21 protein-coding genes and 1 tRNA gene are annotated in these 22,917 nt (G+C 65.5%); 7 read left to right on the top strand and 15 right to left on the bottom strand.

Annotation, left to right across the window (positions count from 1 at the left end; all coding sequences use genetic code 11):
- Positions 1 to 73: 73 nt before the first annotated feature.
- Together B5X78_RS16530 and B5X78_RS16525 are read right to left on the bottom strand one after the other, a co-directional pair.
- Complete coding sequence (locus tag B5X78_RS16530; protein WP_079725816.1) at positions 74 to 490, bottom strand: divergent PAP2 family protein; 417 nt, start codon at positions 488 to 490, stop codon at positions 74 to 76.
- Positions 487 to 1,377 carry a decaprenyl-phosphate phosphoribosyltransferase gene (locus B5X78_RS16525; protein WP_079725815.1) on the bottom strand — a complete coding sequence of 297 codons (891 nt, stop codon included), beginning with the start codon at positions 1,375 to 1,377 and terminating at the stop codon, positions 487 to 489. Before B5X78_RS16525 ends, B5X78_RS16530 begins: the two co-directional genes overlap by 4 nt.
- Positions 1,378 to 1,407: 30 nt before the next feature.
- Between B5X78_RS16525 and B5X78_RS16520 the strand changes: the two genes are divergently transcribed.
- Genes B5X78_RS16520 through B5X78_RS16505 form a run of 4 tightly spaced genes read left to right on the top strand, consistent with a single transcriptional unit; the run spans position 1,408 to position 5,804 of the window.
- On the top strand, positions 1,408 to 1,821 hold the full coding sequence (locus B5X78_RS16520; protein ID WP_229730757.1) for a GtrA family protein: 414 nt from the start codon (positions 1,408 to 1,410) through the stop codon (positions 1,819 to 1,821).
- Entirely contained in the window at positions 1,818 to 3,116 is a 1,299-nt protein-coding gene (locus B5X78_RS16515) for an FAD-binding oxidoreductase (protein WP_079725814.1), read from the top strand. Before B5X78_RS16520 ends, B5X78_RS16515 begins: the two co-directional genes overlap by 4 nt.
- A complete protein-coding gene (locus B5X78_RS16510) occupies positions 3,117 to 3,866 on the top strand; it encodes an SDR family NAD(P)-dependent oxidoreductase (protein WP_079725812.1) in 750 nt (249 codons plus the stop codon). It abuts the gene before it with no gap.
- A gap of 15 nt (positions 3,867 to 3,881) precedes the next feature.
- Positions 3,882 to 5,804: a hypothetical protein gene (locus tag B5X78_RS16505; RefSeq protein WP_139381608.1), complete on the top strand. Its 1,923-nt coding sequence runs from the start codon at positions 3,882 to 3,884 to the stop codon at positions 5,802 to 5,804.
- A 66-nt stretch (positions 5,805 to 5,870) separates the two neighbouring features.
- On the opposite strand, the gene B5X78_RS16500 is transcribed toward B5X78_RS16505, so the two are convergent.
- The 6 genes from B5X78_RS16500 to B5X78_RS16475 form a co-directional block, all read right to left on the bottom strand.
- On the bottom strand, positions 5,871 to 6,989 hold the full coding sequence (locus tag B5X78_RS16500; protein ID WP_139381607.1) for an HDOD domain-containing protein: 1,119 nt from the start codon (positions 6,987 to 6,989) through the stop codon (positions 5,871 to 5,873).
- Between the two features lie 231 nt (positions 6,990 to 7,220).
- Entirely contained in the window at positions 7,221 to 7,862 is a 642-nt protein-coding gene (locus B5X78_RS16495; protein WP_079725808.1) for a glutathione S-transferase family protein, read from the bottom strand.
- 70 nt (positions 7,863 to 7,932) lie between these two features.
- Positions 7,933 to 8,658: a ribonuclease H-like domain-containing protein gene (locus B5X78_RS16490; RefSeq protein WP_229730756.1), complete on the bottom strand. Its 726-nt coding sequence runs from the start codon at positions 8,656 to 8,658 to the stop codon at positions 7,933 to 7,935.
- Positions 8,659 to 8,813: 155 nt separating this feature from the next.
- Positions 8,814 to 11,234: a DEAD/DEAH box helicase gene (locus B5X78_RS16485; RefSeq protein ID WP_079725804.1), complete on the bottom strand. Its 2,421-nt coding sequence runs from the start codon at positions 11,232 to 11,234 to the stop codon at positions 8,814 to 8,816.
- Positions 11,235 to 11,321: 87 nt separating this feature from the next.
- The gene (locus tag B5X78_RS16480) at positions 11,322 to 13,016 is read right to left on the bottom strand and encodes an ATP-binding protein (protein ID WP_079725802.1); all 1,695 of its coding nucleotides are present in this window, start codon (positions 13,014 to 13,016) and stop codon (positions 11,322 to 11,324) included.
- Positions 12,991 to 14,508 carry an ATPase domain-containing protein gene (locus B5X78_RS16475; protein ID WP_079725800.1) on the bottom strand — a complete coding sequence of 506 codons (1,518 nt, stop codon included), beginning with the start codon at positions 14,506 to 14,508 and terminating at the stop codon, positions 12,991 to 12,993. Before B5X78_RS16475 ends, B5X78_RS16480 begins: the two co-directional genes overlap by 26 nt.
- A gap of 199 nt (positions 14,509 to 14,707) precedes the next feature.
- On the opposite strand from B5X78_RS16475, the gene B5X78_RS16470 reads away from it, so the two are divergent.
- The 3 genes from B5X78_RS16470 (at position 14,708) to B5X78_RS16460 (ending at position 16,856) form a co-directional block, all read left to right on the top strand.
- The gene (locus B5X78_RS16470) at positions 14,708 to 15,220 is read left to right on the top strand and encodes a nucleoside 2-deoxyribosyltransferase (protein ID WP_079725798.1); all 513 of its coding nucleotides are present in this window, start codon (positions 14,708 to 14,710) and stop codon (positions 15,218 to 15,220) included.
- A 41-nt stretch (positions 15,221 to 15,261) separates the two neighbouring features.
- Positions 15,262 to 16,242: an aldo/keto reductase gene (locus B5X78_RS16465; protein ID WP_079725796.1), complete on the top strand. Its 981-nt coding sequence runs from the start codon at positions 15,262 to 15,264 to the stop codon at positions 16,240 to 16,242.
- A gap of 92 nt (positions 16,243 to 16,334) precedes the next feature.
- Positions 16,335 to 16,856, top strand: coding sequence for a hemerythrin domain-containing protein (locus B5X78_RS16460; protein WP_079725794.1), 522 nt, complete (start codon positions 16,335 to 16,337; stop codon positions 16,854 to 16,856).
- A gap of 116 nt (positions 16,857 to 16,972) precedes the next feature.
- Here B5X78_RS16460 and B5X78_RS16455 read toward each other — a convergent pair.
- From B5X78_RS16455 to B5X78_RS16425, 7 genes are all read right to left on the bottom strand, one after another.
- Positions 16,973 to 17,047, bottom strand: a tRNA-Val gene (locus B5X78_RS16455).
- Positions 17,048 to 17,101: 54 nt separating this feature from the next.
- Positions 17,102 to 17,446, bottom strand: coding sequence for a RidA family protein (locus B5X78_RS16450; RefSeq protein WP_079725792.1), 345 nt, complete (start codon positions 17,444 to 17,446; stop codon positions 17,102 to 17,104).
- A gap of 80 nt (positions 17,447 to 17,526) precedes the next feature.
- Positions 17,527 to 19,368, bottom strand: a complete 1,842-nt coding sequence (locus B5X78_RS16445) for a sensor domain-containing diguanylate cyclase (protein ID WP_139381606.1) — start codon at positions 19,366 to 19,368, stop codon at positions 17,527 to 17,529.
- Between the two features lie 25 nt (positions 19,369 to 19,393).
- Positions 19,394 to 19,696, bottom strand: coding sequence for a hypothetical protein (locus tag B5X78_RS16440; protein WP_139381605.1), 303 nt, complete (start codon positions 19,694 to 19,696; stop codon positions 19,394 to 19,396).
- Between the two features lie 60 nt (positions 19,697 to 19,756).
- Entirely contained in the window at positions 19,757 to 21,658 is a 1,902-nt protein-coding gene (locus B5X78_RS16435; protein WP_079725786.1) for a sensor domain-containing diguanylate cyclase, read from the bottom strand.
- Between the two features lie 22 nt (positions 21,659 to 21,680).
- Positions 21,681 to 21,989, bottom strand: coding sequence for a hypothetical protein (locus B5X78_RS16430; RefSeq protein WP_079725785.1), 309 nt, complete (start codon positions 21,987 to 21,989; stop codon positions 21,681 to 21,683).
- 17 nt (positions 21,990 to 22,006) lie between these two features.
- Entirely contained in the window at positions 22,007 to 22,840 is an 834-nt protein-coding gene (locus tag B5X78_RS16425) for an SAM-dependent methyltransferase (protein ID WP_176140891.1), read from the bottom strand.
- Between the last annotated feature and the right edge of the window lie 77 nt (positions 22,841 to 22,917).

Raw genomic sequence — 22,917 nt, 5'->3', positions numbered from 1 at the left:
CGCTCGAACTTGTCGTTAGAGTTGCTTCTTCCCCGGGTGGAAGTCGCCCGGGGATTTTTTTTGCGCGCCTTGCCTACAACGCCACCGCCTGGGCGAAGCAGGCGACCAGTGCACCGACCAGGGCCCCGGCCACGATTTCCTTCCGCCTGTGCCCCATGCGCTCGCGCAGGGCGACGGACATTGCATCCCCGGCTTGCAACTGGTTGATGGCCCGTGCCTGCAGCCCCACCTGGCGACGCAAGCCGCCCGCATCCAGCATCACGATGAAGGCCAGCGTGACGGCCACACCAAAGGCCGGGTGATCGACACCCTCCCGCAACGCCACCAGCGTGGCGGTGCTGCAGACGATGGCACTGTGGTTGCTGGGACAGCCGCCGTAGCCAATGCCGCCGAAAGCGAGCCGACGCTGCAGCCAGGAGTTCAGCGCAAACTTCAGCGAACCGGCGGTGAGCCACGCCAGCAGCGGTACGGCTGCATAGGCCAGGCTCATGGCAGGCCCACCCGCGGCCACAGTGCCCACAGGCAGGCGACCGTCCACACCGCCACCGTGGCCAGCAATTGCCAATCACCCAGCAGGGCTTCGGTGGGCGACTCGCCGTCATTCTGCGACTCCACCAGGAACCAGTAACGGAACAGGCCGAACAGCACCAGTGGTACCGTCGCTGCCAGCGCCGGCCTGGCCGACAATACATACAAGCTGTAGAACAACAGCGCCCCCATCGCCGACAGGCCGGCATAACGATCGATCAGCGAAATGGAATAGGCGTCAAGGACTTTGCGCCCCCCAGTGCCGTTGCTGCCCAGTTCCTGGCGTCGCTTGATCGACGCCAGGTACAGCGCCAGGCACAACGTGGTGATGAACATCCACGACGACACCGGCACATGCAGGGCGACCGCGCCGGCAACGACACGCAGCACGAAGCCGATGGCAATCGTGAAGATGTCGACGACAGGTTGATGCTTCAGCACAACCGAGTAGGCGATGTTGAGCAGCAGGTAGGCGGCGATTACCAGTGAGCATGCAGGTGCAGCCAAGCTGCCGATGATCAGCACGCCCAGCAGGACGCTCGCCAGTGCAATCGCCCAGGACATGGGAACCTTCCCGCTGGCCAATGGACGCGTTCGTGACTTGACCGGATGCCTGCGATCCCGTTCCACATCGCAGATATCGTTGAACACATAGGTGAGCGACGAGGCGATGCAGAACAGCAGCATGGCGCGAAGCGAAGCGCCCACAGACTCCAGGCGCACGAACTCACCCGAGAAAATCAGCGGCGCAAGCACGAATGCATTCTTGATCCATTGCCTTGGCCGCATCAGCTTAATCAATCCTGCAAGCTGAGTTACAGGCGGCGTTGTTGTTGCAGTACGATGCATCGCGCGTTGCGCTCCACTGAATTGACTTGAATGCTCGGCTCCATCCCACTCGCGATCCGATACGCCATCTTGGCACTTGTCGCGATCCTCACGAACCTCCTCGCACAAGATCTGACTTCGCGTTTAGTTGCCGGCCAAGTTGGATTTGTAATTTCTTTGACACTCGGAACTGCAGTCGGCCTGCTGGTCAAGTTCTGGCTCGACAAGCGCTACATATTTCATTTTCGAGCGCACGACATCGCGCACGACACCGCGACCTTTCTTCTCTACGCGGCCACCGGTGTTGCGACGACACTGGTCTTCTGGGGCTTTGAAATCGCCTTCCATCTGCTCTTCGGCAGCGTCGTTCTGCGGTACGTGGGCGGCGCACTTGGCCTGGCGCTGGGTTACCGCCTCAAGTACGCCCTCGACAAGCGCTACGTGTTTCGCGCGGTGAGCGCATGAATATCGTCCGCTCATGGGGTCGGCTGAACGCGCATCCGCACCTGACATCAACGCCGCGCGATCCACAGGAACTCCTGCGTACGATCGCCCACGCCAGCCAGCCCGGTCTTGCCCATGGTCTGGGACGCAGCTACGGCGATGTCGGCCTCAATCCCGGCGGTGAGTTGTGGTTCACCCACGGACTCAATCACTTCATCCACTTCGATGAGTCCAGCGGTCGCCTGGTGTGCGAGGCCGGCGTGCTGCTCATGGACATCCAGGAGTTCGCGTATCCGCGCGGCTGGCGGCTGCCCGTTACGCCGGGCACGCAATGGATCACCGTGGGCGGCGCCATCGCCAATGACGTGCACGGCAAGAACCATCACGAGCAGGGCACGTTTGGTGAGCATGTTCGCCGCATTGGTTTGGCCCGGACCGACGGCCAGTGGCTGGAGTGCGGCCCCGATCGGCTGCCGGAGTGGTTTGCCGCCACCGTGGGCGGGCTGGGCCTGACCGGCGTGATCGTGCAGGTGGAACTGCAGTTGCACCGCACGCCGGGCCCGTGGCTGGACACCGAGACCTGTCCGCATGCGGACCTCGACGAGTTCTTCGCGCTGGCCGACAGTTCCGAGCAGGACTGGGAACATACGGTGTCGTGGATCGATTGCCTGGCCAGTGACAGCGGCCGTGGGCTGTTCATGCGCTCACGGGTGGCGGCCGATCAACAGGGCGCCACGCCCAATCCCCGTGAGCACGCCCTGTCCTTTGTGCCGCCGGTTTCGCTGGTCAACCGGCTCACCCTGCGCCCGTTCAACCTCGCCTATGGTCAGTTGAAGCGATGGCCGCGCCGCAGTCGCTGTCACTACGGCAGTCACCTGTATCCACTGGACCATATCGGCCATTGGAATCGGCTCTATGGGCCACGCGGCTTCTACCAATATCAGTGTGCGTTGCCCGTCGCGACGCAGCAGGATGCGCTGCGTGCCCTGCTTCGAACGATTGCGGGTTGCGGACAAGGATCCTTTCTGGCCGTGCTGAAGACTTTTGGCCACCGCCGCTCGCCCGGCCTGCTCAGCTTTCCCATGGCAGGTGCAACGCTGGCGCTGGATTTCCCCAATCGCGGCGGCGCGACACTGCGCTTGTTCGAGCGGCTGGATGCGATTGTGGCCGAGGCCGGTGGCCGCCTTTACGCCGCCAAAGACGCACGCATGCCGCGCGCCCTGTTCCGCGCGGGTTACCCGCTCCTGCCCCAGTTCCTGCCCTTCCGCGACCCGGGCCTGCGCTCTGCCCTCTCGCAACGTCTTCTGGACCATTGAATGAACCATCGACACATCGTCATCGTCGGCGCCACGTCGACGATGGCCGAACACTGTGCCCGCTTGTGGGCCACCCGCGAGTCAGTGCGACTGACACTGGTGGGCCGCAGCAACGAACGCTTGCAACGGGTTGCGACCGATCTGTCGGTTCGCGCTCCCGGCGTTGCCATAAGGTGGCTGTGCGTGGATCTGCTTTCACCGGCAGCCATCCACGCCACCACGCAGGCGTTGGCCACAGAGGGCCCCATCGACCAGGTATTGATCGCACATGGTGACCTGCCACAACAGCTCGACTGCCAGCAGGATTTGTCGTTGGGCGAGCACGCACTGAGAGTCAACGCCGTGTCGCCGGTGCTGTGGGCCGAAGCATTCGCGGGTCATATGGAGCGGACGAACCATGGTCGGCTTGCCGTGATTGGCTCGGTAGCCGGTGACCGCGGGCGTCGATCCAACTACGTGTATGGCGCCGCCAAGGGCCTCGTCGAACGCTACGTGCAAGGCTTGCAGCATCGGCTGGCAGCCACTGCGGTCAAGGTGACCCTGATCAAGCCCGGCCCCACCGCCACCGCGATGACCGCACACCTGAACGCGCAGGGCATGTCGCTGGCCGCACCGCAGGAGGTTGCACACCGCATCGTCAAGGCCATGGATCGCGGACAGCCGGTTTGTTATGCACCCGCCCGCTGGCGCTGGATCATGGCAGTGCTGACAGCGCTGCCTGCGTCAGTCTTCAATCGGCTGGATATCTGATCGATGGGCAGACAGTTGCGCTTCCTGTTTTCCCTGCTGCTGGTCGTGTTCGGCTTGCTGGCGATGGCGCTGCGCTTTCATGCCAGCCATGACCTCGACGACGTGTTCTTCAACTCCGATGCGATGTATCTGCCGACGCTGTTCGCCGATGTCCTGGCAGGCTCCGGCGAACTGGACCATTGGTATCTGACGCCAGCGCCGTACTTCTTTCCGGACTACCTGCTGTTTCTGCCTGCCTATCTGATCACGTCGGTTCCGTTCCTGCAGATTTCGGTTGTCTCCCTGTTGCAGGTCGTGGTGACGCTGTTGCTTCTGGCCTGGCTGGCGCGGCGCATGCGCGTCCGGGCACCCTGGACCGCCGCCATCTCGATTTGGCTCTGCCTGTGTTGGCTGGCCTGGAATGCCGGGGAACCCTTCGCGTTCCTGCTGGTGGGCAGCTACCACTTTGGTGTGTTTCTGGGCGCCCTGGCCTGCGTGGCCCTATGGTTTGCGCATCTGCAAGCCGGATCGTCCTGGCGCTCCGTGCCACTGTGGATGACCTGCCTGCTTGCCGCCGCCCTCACCTTTTCGGATCAGCTGTTTCTGGTGCAGGCGGTTACGCCGTTCCTGGCGATCAATCTGCTGCAGTCGGCAGGCGATGGCGCCCTTGCCCGCAAGCGTCTGCTGCAGGCCATCGCGGTGGCGGGCAGTTCGCTAGTGGGCTCTTCTCTGTATCCGGCCCTGGTGGAACACCCGATGCGCTACCCGGTACAACTGGGATTGGGGCAATGGGAGCGGAATGCGCGCCTCCTTTCCGAGGTGTTGGCCACACTGGCCACCGGCCACCTGCTTTACACGCTCGTGCTGGTTGCGTTCCTGGTGCTGGCGCTGGTGACGATACGGCGCTGGCGTGCATGCGCCGGCAGCGACGAGATTCATCTGGGCGGGCGGTTGACGGGCTTCGTACTGCTCTCGGCGGCAGCGGCGTGCGCGGTGACCCTGCTCCATGAGGGAAGCCCGGTCGCATTGCGCTATGTCATCCCGATGGCGCTATGGCCGGTAGTGGCAACGGGAATGCTGTGCGCGCTGCGCTTTCGTCGCGTGTTCGTGCCGGTGGCGAGCAGCCTGTCCGTGCTGCTGGTGCTGTCGTTGCTGTGGCAGGCCGGTGGTGAAGCCCGGGCCCATGGCCTGCGGCTGCGTCAGTACCCGGACGATATCGCCTGCATCGACCAGGCCTTGAGCGCCAGCAATGCCCGCCATGGCATCGCCGAGTACTGGGATGCCAAGCAGGTGCAGAACCTCAGCCGGCATCGGCTCAGGATTGCCCAGTACTTCGACAACCTGCTGGAGATGCGCTGGATCACCACGGCCGACTACTACCCCACGCGTTACGACTTCGCGATCGTTGGGCAGCAGCCCGATGGCAAGCTATCGCCGCTGTTGACGCGGGTGGAAGACATCAATGGCGCCGCTCCCACGCAGGTGCAATGTGGAAAGCGATTGCTGCTGATCTATGGCCGCAATCGCCTGCGTACCGTGGCCGACCTGCAGCTTCCTGGCGACCGGCGGCGCTGGCGTGGCTGCGATCTGCCCACCCAGATCGGCACGGCGGAACCGGACTGCGAAATAGGCAAGCGCGCGCCCGACCTGCAGGGTTTTCTGAGCTTTGGACCCTATGTGCGGCTGCCCGCGGGCAACTACCGCGCCCGCGTGCGCTATGAGAGTGAGGAGGCCGTTGGCGTGCCGGTCGGCCGATGGGATGTCGCCGTCACGGTGGGCCAGGACTTGCAGGTCTTGCAAAGTGCTCCGCTGCTGGGCAGCGGGTTGCAAGAAACACAAGCAAGCGGCGCGTTTGCCGTGGATACGGCACAGAGCGCGGGACTGATCGAGGTGCGCACCGTGGCCGAAGCGCCAGGAGCCATGAAGGTCATTGCGGTGGAGCTTGAACGGCTGCCCTAGCCCGCCAACGCCTCAATGCAAACCGGGCCTGCCGGCCCGGTGCAAGGGTGACGCGGACGCAGACCTTCAGGCGGCGTCGGCGACGCGGTCGACCAGGTTGTCCGCCATGCTCTTCCAGCTGTCCAACTGGTGCAGCACACCGAGCGACTGCAGGTAGCTTTCGTCGACCTTCTCATTGCCGGCGAGGGCGCCGGCCACGTGCACCGCACCGGGCACCCAGAAGCTGCGCAGGCTGGAGCGCTGCGGCTGGCGGTGGAAGGCCACGGCCTCGACGATCGGCATCGGCAGGCCCCACAGGCCGAGCAGGTAGGCGCCCGCCTCGGTGTGGCCGGGACGATCATCGTTTTCGTCGGTCATCGGCTCGCGTTCGTCACGCACGCCCGGCAGCAGCAGGCCGATGTCGGCCAGCAACGCGGCGGTGGCGCCCAGTTCGGCGCTGGAGTGCGGCAGGATGCGCGCGGCCAGGCGCGAGGCAATCAGCGAGCGGTGTTGCAGGGCGGCCCGGTCGACGTTGCTGCCGGTCTTGATGGAGAACACTTCGCTGGCCAGCACCAGGTCACGCAGGGTGGCCAGGCCGAGCCGGGTCACGGCGGCGCGCAGGTCGGTGTTGGCGCGGCCGTTGGAGAAGTAGGCCGAGTTGCACAGCTGCAGCACCTTGGCGGCGATGGCCGGGTCGCCGGCGACGATCTTGGCGATGTCGGTGCTGTTGCCGTCGTCTTCCTCCAGCGCGCGGGTCAGGGCGAAGTACAGGTGCGGCGGTGACGGCAGGTGTTCGACCCGGCCGATGACGCGGCGCAGGCGCGGGCTGTCGAGCAGGTCGCGCAGTTCTTCCAGGCTGTGGATGGACTCCAGCACGGTCTCGGACGATAGCGGCAGCGGCAGGAAGCGGTGCGCCACGCCAATCAGCTTGATCGGCGGAGCGGCGTTGCCGTCGGAGTTTTCCAGCAGCGCGATGCGGATGGTTTCCGGGCGCAGGGTGCGCACCTGGCCCAGCAGGGTGGACGGCGGCAGATCCGGCAGGGTCGGTCCGGTCAGGATGACATCCACCGGTGAGTTGGCCACGGCAAAGATGGCGGCGTTGCCATCGGCGGCAAACTCGACCTTCCACTCATCGCCCATGTCGCCGATGTAGTCGGACAGGTCTTCAGGCAAACAAGCGGTGTCGCCTACGTACAGAATCCGCAAGACACTTCCCCTAGAGACAGATCAACCGGTGAACCCAGCGCGCGCCTCATGCGCACGCCCGCACGAAAATCTATCTGGATGTCGGCGGATGGGTGGGGTTTCTTTAGGGCGGGATGTCGATACTGCGGTGTATTTCACACTACGCGAACGATTGCGTGGCTCGGGGTGCGCGTTCGTCAAATGTTTGACGGGATTGGGGATGGCAGTCGATGAGCTCGTCGCCAGGATTCGCTACGCCGCTTCTACCCGCCCGCAATACGCCTCGAACGTCCGCTTCCAGGCCGGGCGGGCCAGGCAGCGATCGCGGTAGGCCAGCACGCGGGGATACGGGGTCAGCAGCGCCTCGTCGGGAACCACGGACAACACATGGACGGCCAGGATGTCGGCGACGGTGAACGCGTCGGTGGCGATGTACTCGCGGCCTTCCATCCAGCGTTCCAGGTTGCCCAACATGCGGTGGGACCAGCCGAGCAGGAATTCGCGGTGCTTCTCGGCGCTGTCGGGCGAAGTCCAGCCCAACACCATCAGGTTGAGCAGCGGGGGTTCGATGGAATTCATTGCCGCGAATGACCAGCGCAGCACCTGGGTCTCGCCTTCGCGATCCTCGGGAATCAGGCGGCCGGATTTTTTCGCCAGGTAGATGAGGATGGCGCCGGACTCGGACACCGCCATGCCATCGTCATCGATGGAGGGAATCTGCTCGAACGGGCTGAGGTGGCGATACGACTCGGCGTTCAAATCGTGCGCGGGGTGATCCATGCCGGCGATTTGGTAGGGCAGCTGCATTTCTTCCAGCGCCCACAAGACGCGCAGATCGCGGGTCTTGCCGCGTGCAAACCGGTTGACCTTCGAGAAGCCGTAGAGCGTGAGCATTGCGCGGAATCCTGGTGGGTGGTCCGATGCGAAGGGTAACCCCATCAGCGCGAGGTATGTGTTGGCGCTGTCACGCCGTCGCCAAGGGATCCGTGCCAGCCAGATGCATCAACAGCCGCGTCAGCGTCACCACGTCCTGGAAGTTATGCGCCAGCACACGCTTGAGGTTATGCGATGAACCTCCTCGCAGGTACGTGAGCCAGGCAGCCGGCGCTTCGGAGCCTGGCAGGTCGTCGTCGCGCACGATGCCCAATGCGCGCCGTTCGATGGTGGCGAGCTTGCAGTTCTCCCACACGCCGCGGTATCTGCGCCGGGTGGGATACAGCAGATCGGTATGCGCCAGTTCCGGCAGCGGACTGGCGTGGCGCGCAAGTCGGTAGCGGGTGTTGAGCAGCGGTGCGTCGTAGCAGCGGCCGTTGTAGCTGACCAGCCGTGTCTGCGGCGTCAGCCAGCTCTGGAAGGTACGCAGCATGGTCGACTCGGCCGCCATGTGCGCCATCATCAGCTGGCGGATGCGCAGTCCGTCCGGCACGAAATCGGAGGCGCCGATCATGAAGGCGCGGGTGCCGGTGCCGCCGGCCAGGCCGGTAGTCTCGGTGTCGAAGAACAGCATGTCGGCCAGCGCTAGGTCGCCTTCGCGGGCGAAGGTTCCGTCGAGGGTGGCGGGCATGGCTTCCCAGGGTAGGACGCGTTCGATCAGGTGCAGGCCATCGGCGATCACTTCGCCCGGGAGATCGCGTTGCAGTGAGCGCGCGACGCAGGGTGATGGATTGCGGCGCTCGCGGATGCCCAGCATGCGGCGCAGGGCCGAGGTTGGATCGTTTGCGGTCGGGACTAAAGTCCCTCCTACAGGCCCTCCTACACGGGCAGGTGGCGTCGGCGTTGGAGTGATGGTTGGTGCGATGCCGGTCTGCTGGCGGAGCGCACGCAGGCGGTCGAGCGCGACGGTACTCATACGCTGGCCAACTGCGTCAGCACGCGCTGGGCCAATGTCTTGGGCGTGACCTCGGCGTCTTCGTCTGCCGCCAGAATCGGGCCTACGCAGGCCGGACAACCGGCACGGCAGTCACAACCGGCAATGAGCTCGCCGGCCTTGAGCACGAGTTCGCGCTGGCGGTGCCACAGCGGTTCGCTCAGGCCGATGCCACCGGGGTAGTTGTCGTAGAGGTACAAGGTAGGCACGAAGCGGTCGCCATCCTGCGGCGACATCAGCTGGCCTTCGCCGCCGCGAATCTGCCCGCGTCCCTGCGTATCCGGCAAGGCGAACCAGGCCCCATCGCCGTCGCCCACGGCTTTCTGCAAATCGCGACCTTCGGCCATCACCGCCACCGTGGCGGCGATATGCAGCGCATTGGCTGCGCCGAGGAAGCCATCCAGCGCTTGCTGGCGCGAGGCGAATGCCGCGTGCAGCACGTCCGGCGGCAGTTGCCACCACAGGCTGGTGGTGTGCATCTCCTGATCCGGCAGGTTGACCGGGCCGTAGCCGATGTTTTCGTGGGTGTAGTAGCGGATTTTCTTGTAGCCGGCCACGCGCCGCACCACATGTACTTCGCCGTGGTGGCAGGTGCCCTCGCCTGCCCGGCTGCCATCGAAGCGATCCAGCACCTTGAGCTTGGTGTAGTCGATGGCGTCGGTGTAGTAGTCCACGTGGGTGCGGGTGACGTAGGCCTTGCGGCCTTCCCAGTCCAGTTTTTCCACCTGGTACGGGGTGGACTGGATCATGTGGATGGCGCCTTCGTACAGGGTCAACGGCACCGCGCTGAAATCCACTTCGGCGATGATGGTCTGGCGCCCGTTGGTGCGATCCACCACCACGAAGTTGCCGTCGGCCACCGAGCGCAGGCTGACCGCGTTGGCGGGGTAGCTGTCGGCAATCCATTCGAAGCGGTCGCCCTCACGATGCACCACCGCGTCCTCGCTCAACAGCTCCAGGAACGGCGCCGGATCGACCGGCCCGAATCGTTCGCCGGCCAGGAACGGCAGCTCGAATGCCGCACAGCGGATATGGTCGAGCAGGATCATCGGCTGATCGGCGGCGATGCGTGCGTGCTCCGGCGGGCTGTCGGCAAAGAATTCCGGATGCCGCACCACGTACTGATCCAGCGGCTGCGAGCTGGCCACCAGCACGCCCAGCGAGGCCTGCTGCCGGCGCCCGGCGCGGCCGAAGCGCTGCCAGGTGGAGGAAATCGCGCCCGGATAGCCGTTGAGCACCACCACATCGAGGCTGCCGATATCCACGCCCAGCTCCAGCGCCGAGGTGGAGACGATGCCGTCGATTTTGCCTTCGCGCATGTCGCGCTCGGCCTGGCGGCGTTCGGTGGGCAGGTAGCCGCCGCGATAGGCGCGGATGCGTGGCGGCTTGCGCGGATCGTGGTCGAAGATGTCCTTGAGGTACTTGGTGAGCACTTCCACCATGGTCCGCGACTGCGCGAAGATCAGCGTCTTCAAGCCCGCCTTGATCGCCACCCGTGCAATGCGGTTGCTCTGCGAACGCGCCGAGGCGCGCAGGCCCAGATCCGGATTGACCACCGGCGGATTCCACAGCAGCACATGCTTGTCGCCGGTGGGCGCGCCGGACTCGGTGATGGCGTGGACGTCGGCTTCCAGCAGCGCCTCGGCATGCGCCTTGGGATTGCCGATGGTGGCCGAGCACAGGATGAACTGCGGCGTGGCGCCATAGAATGCGCACACCCGCTGCAGGCGGCGCAGCACGTTGGCCACGTGCGAACCGAACACGCCGCGGTAGGTGTGGATTTCGTCGATCACCACGTAGCGCAGGTTCTCGAAGAACTGCGCCCACTTGGTGTGATGCGGCAGGATCGCCTGGTGCAGCATGTCCGGGTTGCTGACCACGATGTCGCCGTGCAGGCGGATGGCCTGGCGCGCATCGCCGGGGGTATCGCCATCGAAGGTGAATGCCTTGACCCCCAGGTTGCCCGCCGCATTGAGCTCCAGCAGATCGCTGACCTGATCCTGCGCCAGCGCCTTGGTCGGGAACAGATACAGCGCCTTGGCAGTGCCGCCCAGCGCCGCCGCCACCACCGGCAAGGTGTAGCACAGCGACTTGCCCGAGGCCGTGGGCGTGGCGATGACCAGATGCTCGCCGGCCTGCGCGTGCTGCCAGGCTTCGGCCTGGTGCGCGTAAAGCTGCTCGATGCCGCGCGCGCGCAGCGCCTTGGCGAGCGCGGCCGGCAGATCTTCCGGCAAAGGTGCGTAGCAGCCCTCGCGGCCCGGCAGGGTGAAGCTGCCGGTGACCCGGTCCGGATACTTGCTCTCCAGCCGCGCCGCCAGCCGTCCGCCATCGCCGCCGGCCGTGGTGGCGGGAATCAGATCGCGATGGGCGCGGACAAGATCGCGGGCGGGGACGGACATGGGCGCACTCCTGGGACGGGCGCCAATAAGAAGTCAGCGCCGTCGCAGAGGCTGAGATCGCGGCGCCGTCGCAACGTATCGCCGTTGTCAGGACGGCGTCGCGACGGCGTACCCGGCCAGTTGAGCTTCCACGGCGGCGCGCAGATCTTCCAGCCCGTAGGGCTTGCTCAGGACCGGAATGCCGAGCGCGTCGGCGTCCTTGCGGATCGCTTCGGAAAAACCGCTGGTCAACAGGATGGGCAGATCGGCCCGGCGCTTGCGCACTTCCCTGGCCAGTTCCACGCCATTGGTGCCGCCCGGCATCATGATGTCGGAGAACACCAGGTCCACCCGCCGTCCGTTGGCCAGCGCGCCCAGGGCGGCGGCGGCGCTCGCCGTGTGCAGCACCTCGTAGCCGATGCTGTGCAACATCTCGCCAACCAGCGCCGCCACCTCGCCGTCATCCTCCACCAGCAGCACGCACAGATTGGATCGGGGCGGGCTCGCTTCCGCGGCCAGCGTCATCGGCCCGTGCGCTTGCGCCGGTGCATGCGAGCGGGGCAGCAACAGAGTGATGGTGGTGCCCTGCCCGACCGTCGAATCAATCGTCACCGAGCCGCCGGACTGCTTGGCAAAGCCATACACCTGCGCCAGCCCCAGGCCCGATCCCTTGCCGACATCCTTGGTGGTGAAAAACGGTTCGAATACCCGCGCCTTGATCGCATCCGCCATGCCCACACCGGTATCGCGCACGGCCAGGCGCACGAACTCCCCACGGCCATCGGCATCGTCCACGTTCTCACCCTGCAAGGTGATGACACCCCCGTTCGGCATCGCATCACGCGCGTTGACCGCCAGGTTGAGGATCACCAGTTCCAGTTCGCCGGGATCGGCAATCACCGGCCAAAGGCCCGGCGCCAGATCCACGTTGACTTCGATATCGCCGCGCAGGCTGCGATCCAACAACGCGCGGGTATCACTGATCAGTCGCGCCAGATCCACCGACTCCGGCCGCAGTTCGCGACTGCGCGAGAAGGCCAGCAACTGCCGGGTCAGGCCGGCACCGCGTTGCGCCGCCTGGCGCATGCCGCGCATCAGGGTTTCGCGGCGCGCGGGGTCGCTGCGCCGTTCCAGCATTTCCAGGCCGGCGGTAATCACCATCAGCAGATTGTTGAAGTCGTGCGCGATGCCGCCGGTGAGCTGGCCGACGGCCTCCAGCTTCTGTGCATGCCGCAGCGACTGTTCGACCCGCGCGCGTTCGCTCATTTCGTCGCGCAGGGCCACGTTGGCGGCCTGCAGTTCGGCGGTGCGCTTGAGCACCAGCGACTCCAGTTCCGCCGCCGCACCTTCGCGCGCCAGAATGTGCGCGCGGATTTCCAGTTGTCGGCGGCGCGCCCGCAGCGCCGTGCGCATCACGCTGAGCAGGGTGATGGCCTGCACCGGCCGCTCGATCAGCGACACATTGCCCAAGCGCTGGATCTGCTGATGCCGCCACTTGGCTACGTTGGGTTCCTCGTGGTGGCTGGTGAGCATGACAAAGGGCAGATCGGACCATGGCGGCTGGTTTGCCAGCCACTCATCCAGCAAGTCCAGCGGCTGGCCGAACAGACCTTCCTCGGCGACGATGGCTGCATCGGCACCTGCTTCCAGTCCACGCAGCAGGTCGTCGTAGTCCTTGCAGACGTCGGTGGCAATGCCCGACCGTATCAGCAACTCGGAGACGGATTTTCCGTCGCGACCGATAGGCGCGAACACCAGTACGCGTTGGCTGGCTTCCTCACTCCTTGCCACGTTGACTGCCATGCAGCAGGGGCTCGCCCCCGCCGGTGTAGGCCGGTGTGCCGGAGAACACGCCGGTGAACTCCGTCAGCGGCGGCCCCACGTCCAGGCCTTTGCTGCTCAGCTGGAACTCGCGGATGGTGTGCTCGTGATCGCCACTGCGCTTCTTGACCACCGACAGCGCGCGCCGCACGGTGCCGGCATGTTCGAAGTAGCGCAGCATCAGCACCGCATCGCTCAGGTAGCTGATGTCCAGCGGCGTGTCGATCGGCCCCACCAGGCCGTGCTGGGCCAGGATGAGGATGGTCAGCACGCCCTGCTGCCCCAGATAACTGAGCAGCTCGTGCATCTGCAGGATCAGGAAGCGCCCGTCCGGCATCGCATTGAGATAGCCGTTCAAGCTGTCGATCACCACCACGCGGGCATTGTCTTTCTCGACCCGCCTGCGCACGATGCTGGCGAACTCGCCCGGCGACATTTCTGCCGGATCGATCTGCTGGAACAGGATCAATCCCGAGTCGATCGCCGGCTGCAGATCCAGCCCCAGCGTGCGCGCACGCGCTTCCAGGGTGCCGCGACCCTCGTCGAAGGCGAAGAAGGCCGTGCACTCGCCGCGCTTGGCCGCTGCGATGGCGTAGGTCAGCGCCAGCGAGGATTTGCCCACGCCGGCCGAACCAATCAACAGCGCATTGGTGCCGCGCTCCAGGCCGCCGCCCAGCAGCTTGTCCAGCTCCGCATTGCCGCTGGGCGTGGGGTCGCCGACGAAGTTGCTGTGGTGCTCGGCCGCAATCAGGCGCGGATAGATCTCCAGCCCGCCCTTGATGATCTTGAAATCGTGGAAGCCGCCGCGGAAAGCGATGCCGCGCATCTTCACCACCCGCACGCGCCGGCGCTCCGCGCCGTATTCGATGGCCAGCTGCTCCAGCAGGATCACGCCATGCGAGATGGAATGCAGCTGAAGATCGTTCTGCTGCGAGGTCATGTCGTCGAGCAGCACCACCGTGCAGCGGCGCGTGGCGAAGAAATGCTTGAGCGCCAGCACCTGCCGGCGATAGCGCAGCGAACTCTGCGCCAACAAGCGCAGTTCGGACAGGCTGTCGATCACCACCCGGCTGGGATTGAGTTCGGACACCTTGTTGAGGATGAGCTTGGTGGTCTCGCCCAGTTCCACTTCCACCGGATGCAGCACGGTGATCTCCTGGGTCGGATCGAGCGTGGTTTCCGGCGGTACCAGTTCGAAAATCTCCACGCCGTCCAGGTTCCATCCATGCCGGTTGGCGACCAGGTGCAGTTCGCGCTCGGTTTCCGAGAGCGAGACATACAGGACTTTCTCGCCCTGGCGTGCGCCTTCCAGCAGGAATTCCAGCGCCAGCGTGGTCTTGCCGGTGCCGGGCTTGCCCTCGTACAGGTACATGCGATCGGCGTCGAATCCGCCGCCCAGGATGTCGTCCAGGCCGGCATTGCCGGAGGAAATCCGGGCCTCGACGATGTCGTTCGTTCCAGAACTGCTAGGCATGAGGCTCCCAATCCGTGTTGGAGGTAGCGTGGAATTCCACCGGGTAGTGAGCTCGACTATGCGGGACCGGATGTCAACAAATTGCATGCGGGCGCCGGCAGGCGGCTGATCGGGATCAACGCTCGGGCCGCTCCAGGCCCGTAGCCTTAACCGCAATGATCTCGACCAGCCGTTCGCCTTCACCCGGAATCCACGCACGATGAAAACCGTCTACCTCGCCGGCCCCGATGTCTTCCGCCCCGATGCCAGCGCCCGCGGTGAGGCATTGAAGGACCTGTGCTCGCGTTACGGCTTCGAGGGCCTGTTCCCGCTCGACCAGTCCGTACCGCCGGCCATCACCGCGCCTGCCGCGCAGGCCCACTGGATCTACCAGGCCAACATCGCCCTGATTCGGCGCGCCGATGCGGTGCTGGCCAATCTGGATTTCTTCCGCGGCCCGGAGCCGGACAGCGGCACCTGCTTCGAGTGCGGCTACGCCATCGCGCTGGGCAAGCCGGTGTATGGCTACCTGCCCGAGCACGGCAGCTTTGCCGAGCGCATCCGCCGCCAGCATCCGGACGCCATCGGCCCCGGTGGTGAAGTGGATGCCGCCGGCTGGGCGCTGGAGGAATTCGGCCTGCCGCTCAACCTGATGCTGGCCGTACCGGCGCCGCTGATCGTCGGTGACGCCGAGCAGGCGCTGCGGCGGATGCGGGCGGACATCGATGGCTAGGAAGCGCAGACTGTCGGCCTCCCCCGCCGCTGGAACGCAGCATGCACACCCGCACCCTGGGCCGCCAAGGCCCCACTGTTTCCGCCCTCGGCCTGGGCTGCATGGGCTTGAGCTTTGCCTATGGGCCTGGTCTGGATCGCCAGCAAGGCGTCGACCTCATCCGCGCGGCCTTCGAACGCGGGGTGACCTTCTTCGATACCGCCGAGGCCTATGGCGCGCTCAATGAGCAGATGCTCGGCGAGGCGGTGGCGCCGTTCCGCGATCAGGTGGTGATCGCCACCAAGTTCGGCTTCCGCCATGGCGAGCCCAAGGATGGCATGGACAGCACGCCCGCCAACATCCGCAAGGTGGCGGAAACCTCGCTCAGGCACCTGCGCACCGATCGCATCGACCTGTTCTACCAGCACCGCGTGGATCAGGACGTGCCGAAGGAGGATGTGGCTGGCACGGTCAAGGACTTGATCGCCGAGGGCAAGGTCAAGCACTTCGGCCTGTCGGAAGCGGGCGTGGAGTCGATTCGCCGCGCCCATGCGGTGCAGCCGGTGGCGGCGCTGCAAAGCGAATACTCGCTGTGGTGGCGCGAACCCGAAAAAGCCTTGCTGCCGCTGTGCGAAGAGCTCGGCATCGGCTTCGTCCCCTTCAGTCCGCTGGGGCGTGGCTTCCTGACCGGAAAAATCGACGAGAACACCGAGCTGGCCGACGGCGACTTCCGCAAGGGCATCCCGCGTTTCTCCGCCGAGGCACGCAAGGCCAACCAGGCGCTGGTCGATTTGCTCGGCACGCTGGCCGCTGATCGGCAGGCGACGCCGGCGCAGATCGCCCTGGCCTGGCTGCTGGCGCAGAAGCCCTGGATCGCGCCGATTCCGGGCACGACCAAGCTGCATCGGCTCGAGGAGAACATCGCCGCCGAACGTGTCGCGTTGAGTGCTGAGGATCTGCGCGGAATCGATGCGGCGCTGGCGCAGATCCAGGTGCAGGGCGATCGCTATCCGGCGGACCTGGCCGCACGCGTGGGGCGATAGCGGACATGCAACATGCAACATGCACATTATCTCCACTCTCAGGATGCAATCTTCATCCCAGCCAACCCATCCAACAGACAGGCAGGTGAACGATGAAGCGCGACATCCTCAAGACGCTGAAGGCCGAACACGACGAACTGCGTGACCTGTTCAAGGAGCTCAAGGCCACCACCGATCGCGGCGTCAAGAAACGCCAGGGCCTGCTGGAACAGATCGAAGCCGCGCTGATCCCGCACGCGAAGTGGGAAGAGAAGGTGCTCTACCCCGCCTTCAAGGAACGCGCGGATCGCGACGGCCTGCAGACCCACGCGGAGGCCGTGGCCGAACATCACGCGGTCGAGAACTCGGTGATTCCCGAGGTCCACGCCGCCGAGCCGGGTACACCGGAATTCGCCGGCCGCACCAAGGTATTCGGCGAGCTGATCGAACACCACGCCAAGGAAGAGGAAGACACCATGTTCAAGATGGCGCGCAAGATGTTCAGCGCCGAGGAGCGCGCTCAGTTGGATGAGGACTATGAAGCGTGGAAGACCTCCGACGGCGCCGCCGCCACGCTGGCGGCCGAGAAGGCCAAGGCCGGCATGAAGGGTGCGGTGCGGGCGCTGACGCACTGATCGATCTTCGGGGGCGCAGGCCAGCCAAGCGTCCGCCGCCGCATCACGGGCAACAAAAAAGGCCACTCGTTCGAGTGGCCTTTTCGTATACCGGCCCGGAACTTCAAGGGCTTATATGGTGGGCGGTACAAGTTTCGAACTTGTGACCCCTGCCGTGTGAAAGCAGTGCTCTACCGCTGAGCTAACCGCCCGAATCTCGGGGCGCGTATGTTAATCGGCCGGGCCGGGATTGGTCAAACCCTTTCTCAGACCGCCGCGGTGATCACGATTTCCACCAGCCACTCCGCATCGGCCAGGCGGGCCTGCACGGTCGCGCGCGGGGGGGTATGGCCGGCGACGACCCACTCGTCCCAGGCTTCGTTCATGCCGGCAAAGTCGATGAGGTCCTTGAGAAAGATTTCCGCGCGCAGGATCTTGGTCTTGTCGGTGCCGGCCTGGGCCAGCAGCGCATCGATGGACGCCAGCACCTGCCGGGTCTGGCCACGGATGTCATGGCTGGCTTCGTCGGCAACCTGCCCGGCCAGGTACACCACGCCATTGTGGATGGCCATCTCGGACAGGCGGGGGCCCACTTCGAAACGCTGGATCATCGAACACTCCTTGAGTCGTGGCGCCCGTGGCGCCTGGAACCACAGCTTACCTCGCGCGGCACGCGACCTGGAACGACGCCTCAGGTGCCCAGACGCTCGACCCCGGCGTCGGTCGGCTTGCGCGGCGGCGAGGTCTCTTCCACCAGGCCGTCGTTGGAGGCCGGCGCCGAGTGGTCGGTCAGGCCATAGCCGCCTTCGTACACGCAGATGCGATTGCGGCCTTCGTGCTTGGCCCGGTACAGCATGCGATCGGCCAATGACATCAGCCGCGCCAGTTCCAGCCCGCCCTGCGCGGTACTGGCGATGCCGAAGCTGGCGGTGGCAGTGAAGACGTGGCCGGTTTCGCGCGAGTCGAGGGCGGCGATACGGGCGCGGCATTCGTCGGCGACGCGGGTCGCCGAGGGCAAGTCGCAGGCGTAGATCAGCATGGCGAACTCTTCGCCGCCGAGCCGGCCGATCAGATCGACCTTGCGCGACAGCCCACGACCCAGTTCCACCACCCGCCGCAGCACCCAGTCGCCCGCCGCGTGGCCGTGGCGATCATTGATGTTCTTGAAGTGGTCCAGATCGAACATCACCAACGCCACTTCCTCGCCGGTGCGCCCCGCCTGTGCGAGCAGCCGTTCGGCGCGCTGGGTGAAATGGCTGCGGTTGCAGGCGCCGGTCAGCGCGTCGGTCTCGGCCAGGCGCTTGAACGAAATCTGCGTGCGCTTGGTGCGATAGGCCCAGAAGGCGATGCTGGCCAGCAGCAGCACCAGCAGCACGATGATCAGGCGGGTGTTCTGGCCGGACTTGAGTTCCAGTTTGCGCTGCAGCTGCAGCAGCTGGTTCTGGCTATCCAGGCGCTGGATCTGCTGCGACTTCTCCAGCGTTTCCTGGCGGACGATCTGGTACGCCAGTTCGCGCGCCTTGACCTCGTTGAGGTAGGCCTTGTCGGCCTCGGCATAGCGGCGGTAGTAGACCAGCGCAGTCTCGTCGTCGCGACGGCGCTCGGCCACCTGGTAAAGCGTGCGATAGGCGCTGACCAGGGCGTAGGTGTTGCCCACGGCGCTGCTCAGGGCCACGGTCTCGGAGGCATAGCTGTCCGCCGCCGCCATGTCGCCCTTTTCGAACATCAGCTCGCCGAGCAGCGATTTGAACTGCACGGTCAGGAACGGATAGCGCGCGCGCTCCACCTCCGGCAAATGCCGCTGCAGCAGGACAATGGCGGCGTCACGTTTGCGCTCGGCCACCCATTTGCGGGCCAGGGTGGTGCGGACGTAATTGACCAGCACGACTTCGCCGATGCTTTCGCAGGTGCGGATGGCCTCTTCCATCGGCGCATCCGAGGTCGGCAGCACGGCCAGGTTCTGCATCGCGTCGTAGCGCAGGTACTCGGCGAAACAGCGCGTGCGCGGCGGAAGCTCGGCGGCCAGGAGGCGTTCGGCGTAGTGCAGGCCCAGCCGGTACTGGCCCACTTCGTTGTGGATGTAGGCCGCCTCGATCAAGCCATGGGTGCGGATGTCGCTGTTGTGGACCTGATCGATATGGACCAGGGTGTCGCCCAACTGGCGCAGGCCGTCGGCGAACTGGCGGCTCTTGGTATAGATGTTGACCAGCAGCGCGCCGGCCCGGAAGCGCGTATCGCTGTCCGGTGAATCGGCAATCAGGTTCTTCAGCCGCGGAATCGCGTTGTCGTAGTCGCCGGCAAAGGCCAGCCGGTAAGCCTGCAGATAGGCCAGTTGCTGCCCTTGTGCGCTGCTGAGCTCTTGCTTGCGCTGGCTGACCTGGGTCAGCAGCGCATCAAAGCGCGCGGGATCGGAACTGCGCAGGGTCTCGGCCTGCTCCAGCAGTTCGCTCACCGCGGGCGCGGCCAGGCAGTTGCACGCAAGCAGCAGGAGGGCCAGTAGCCCTCCTGCCTGCCTGCCGAGGCGCCTGTTCACGGCCATTGCCTTGCGCGCGTCGTGCTCAGTGCAGCGACGCTTGGCGGATCGACTTGTCGTCGTCATCGTCTGCCGGCGAATCATCGTCACGCTGCGGTTCGTCATCGCGCTGCGGTTCGTCGCCATCGCCCGGGAACTGCAACGCACTCATCTTGCTGCGTCCCTGCAACAGCTGGCTGAGGCCGGACGCGTCGAGATTGCGGACCGCGGCTCGCTCATCGTCGGACAGGCCAAACGAGGCCATCAGCGCTTCGCGCTCGGCAGTCGACAATTGGGCCAGTGCAGGATCCTGTGCAATGGCTTCCAGAAAACGAACGGTGTTCGACATGGTCAATCCCCTTGGGTTGGTGATCCGGCTTCCCCGCCGGATGTGATTTGCGTAACGATTCTAGCCCAAGCCTTGGGCGGCGGCATGGCCCGGAGCGGCGGGGCCGCCGGGCGCCGAGCGATCCCTGCCCTGCCCGTTGCCCGGGTGAGGCGGCGGGTCCTCGCCCTGGTGGCCACTGACCCGGTTGCGTCCGCGCGACTTGGACAGGTAGAGCATGTCATCGGCGCGTGACAGCAGCTGGTCGAGGGCAAAGCCTTCGCGCGACGTGGAGGCGACGCCGAAGCTGGCCGAGACCACGAAGGTCTGCCCGGTCTGGCTGGTGTCGATATTGCCCAGGCGCAGGCGCATGTCCTCGGCCAGGCGACCGGCGGCGCGCAGATCGCAGCCCACCAGCAACAGGGCGAATTCCTCGCCGCCCAGGCGACCGAGTACGTCGATGCGGCGGCAAAACGTCCGGCATGCCTGCGCGACCTGCTTGAGCACCCAGTCGCCCACCGGGTGACCGAAGTGATCATTGATGGACTTGAAGTGATCCAGGTCGAACATGATCAAGGCGCACTCGGCCCCTGCCTTTTCGCTCTGCTGCAGGTGATGGGTGGCCAGTTGATGGAAGTGGTGGCGATTGCACACGTCGGTGAGCGCGTCGGTTTCGGCCAGATGCTTGAGCGACATCTGTACGCGCTTGGTCTTGTAGGTCCAGTAGATGGCGCTGGCCAGCAGCAGCACCAGCAGGACCACGATGAGCCGGGTGGTCTTGGCCGACTGCAGCTCCAGGTTGCGCTGCAGCTTCAGCACCTGGTTCTGGCTGTCCAGCTTCTGGATCACCCGCGATTTTTCCAGCGTTTCCTGGCGCACCATCTGGTAGGCCAGTTCGCGCGCCTTGACCTCGTTGAGATAGGTCTTGTCCGCTTCGGCGTAACGCCGGTACCAGGCCAGCGCCTGGCCGCTGTCATCGCGCAGTTCTGCGATGCGGAACATGGTGCGGTAGGCACTGGCCAGCGAGTAGGCATTGTTGTCGGCGCTGCCCTGGGCGATGGCATCGTTGGCATACACCTCCGCCTGGCCCAGATCCCCGCGTTCGAGCAACTGGTCGGCCAGGATGGCTTTGATCTGCGCGATCAGGTACGCATATCGCGTCTGTTCGATTTCCTGCAGGTGGTTCTCCAGCATCTGCACCGCGGCGGCGTGCTTGCCTTCGTCCAGCCACTTCTTCGCCAAGGTCATGCGCACCGCGTTGGCGGCGGCGATTTCATGCAGGGATTCGCACTGCTCGATGGCCGCCTGCAAGGGCCGGTCATCGCTGGGCAGGCGATTGATGCTCTGCATCGCATCAAACTTCACCTGCTGGGTGAAGCAGCGCGTGCGTGGCGTGGGTTCGTCCGCCAGGATGCGCTCGGCGTACGTCAATCCCAGCGCCTGCTGGCCCACTTCGCTGTAGGTGAACGCCGCCACCCACAGGCCGCGGTGACGCAGTTCGCGGGTGGAGACCTGGTCCAGCAGGGTCACGGTGGCGTCGAGTTGGCGCAGGGCATCGACGAACTGCCGGCGCAGGGTATGCGTGTTGGCGATGAGCAGTCCGGCCAGGAACTGCGTGTCGACGTCGTCGCTGGTGTCGATGACGTTGCGTGCATGGGTGATGGCCGCGTCGTAGCGGCCTTCATACGACAGTCCGTACGCCTGCAGGTATTCGATCCTGGCCTGTTGCTGGGGACTGGCCTGGGCGCGCAGGGTCAGCAGTTGTTCGATGGCCTGGCCGAAAGCCTTGGCGTCGGTGCTGCGCAGTTGATCGGTGCGCTCGATCTCGGCGTCGATCTGGCGCTGCTGCGCGGTGGCCGGGGCGGAAGGATCCACCACCGGCTGCGTGGCCAGCGCCAGCCAGACGCCTGACGCCAGCCACAGCGCCACGCACCGGCGCAGCCAGCGATGCGTGGCGCGCGGTGGCGCCTGGGCGGTGGGATTCAAGGGCGGCCTCGTTCGGACAGCGTCAGTCCGGGGCGCGCTCCGGCTCCGGCAAGCCGGTCGGCTCACCGTCGGGCGCCTCGCCGGGCTCGTCCGTATCCGGCGGCGGCGTGGTGCTGTCGGGCTCGTCGCCAGGCGCGATGATCAGGCACATCATCCGCGCCCTGCCCCCCAGCAGCCGGCTCAGCGACTCGGCATCACCCTCGCGCAAGGCATCGCGCTGGGCGGGCGCCACATCGAGTTGATCGAGCAGCTCTTGCCGCTGCGACTCGGACAGACGTGCAAAGGCAGGGTCTTGGGCCAGACTTTCAAGAAACCGGATCGCATTGGACATGGTGAGGCCTCGATTCGTCAGGTAAGGGCGGACGGAATGGCGACAGCAGGGTGTGCGGAAGCGGTGTTTCCAGGATCCAGCGCGGCCAGTTTTTCACGCAAGGCCAGGTTGGGCTGCAACGGACGGCAAGGCGGTACGACCAGCGTGGTGTGTGGCTCCAGGCGCGCGTGCGCCAGGGTCGCCAGGATCAGGTGTTCGCGACGTACCTGGCTGATGGGCAGGGTCGCGGCTTCGTACGCGATCACCTCATGGTCCAACGGATAATCGGTGGCCAACAGGTCGACCAGCAGTTGGCGCTCGGCCGGCGAAGTGTGCGTGCGTCGCAGGCTGCGATCGCCGGCCAGTCCCACCTGCCACAGGATCAGGTAGGCGGAAGGATCGATGCGGCGCTGGAACAGCATGAACTGACTGGCTTCGTAGTGCTGGCAGCCAAAGGTGCCCGGATCGATGCCGAGGTCCGCATACAGGCAATCCTCGGCGGAGATGCCCGGCTCCATGACCGCGTCGAAGCCTTCGGCCCGGGCCTGCGCAATGGCCGCGTGCGGAGCGCGCGCGAACACGCCCGGGTGACCGTAGAACGCGCCGACGACGTGGCGACCGGCGCGCACTTCCGTCAGCAGGGCGTCGACCATCGCCTCGTAGGTGTCGCGGCGCGAGCGATCCTCGGCGTACAGCGGCTGCAGGCTGCGCACATCCGGGTGCATCTGTTGCAGCCACAGCTCGACCAGCGGATCGGAAACGGCGACAAACACCACGTCGGCGTGTTCGATATGGCGACGCGCACGCGGACCCAGGTGTGCCCCCAGCATCATCCCCGTTCCCACGCATACCAGACTGCCTCGCACATCCATCGCGCCGTCCTGCTGTCCTGCCGTCCAGAAGCCTCGCAATCTAGCGAGGCCCCCGCCGTAATGCAAAGACGACGGGA

This window comes from Pseudoxanthomonas indica, assembly GCF_900167565.1.
Taxonomy (GTDB): Bacteria; Pseudomonadota; Gammaproteobacteria; order Xanthomonadales; family Xanthomonadaceae; genus Pseudoxanthomonas_A; species Pseudoxanthomonas_A indica.
The sequence above is the reverse complement of the archived record's forward strand: the minus strand, read 5'-3'. Positions and strand labels throughout refer to the sequence as shown.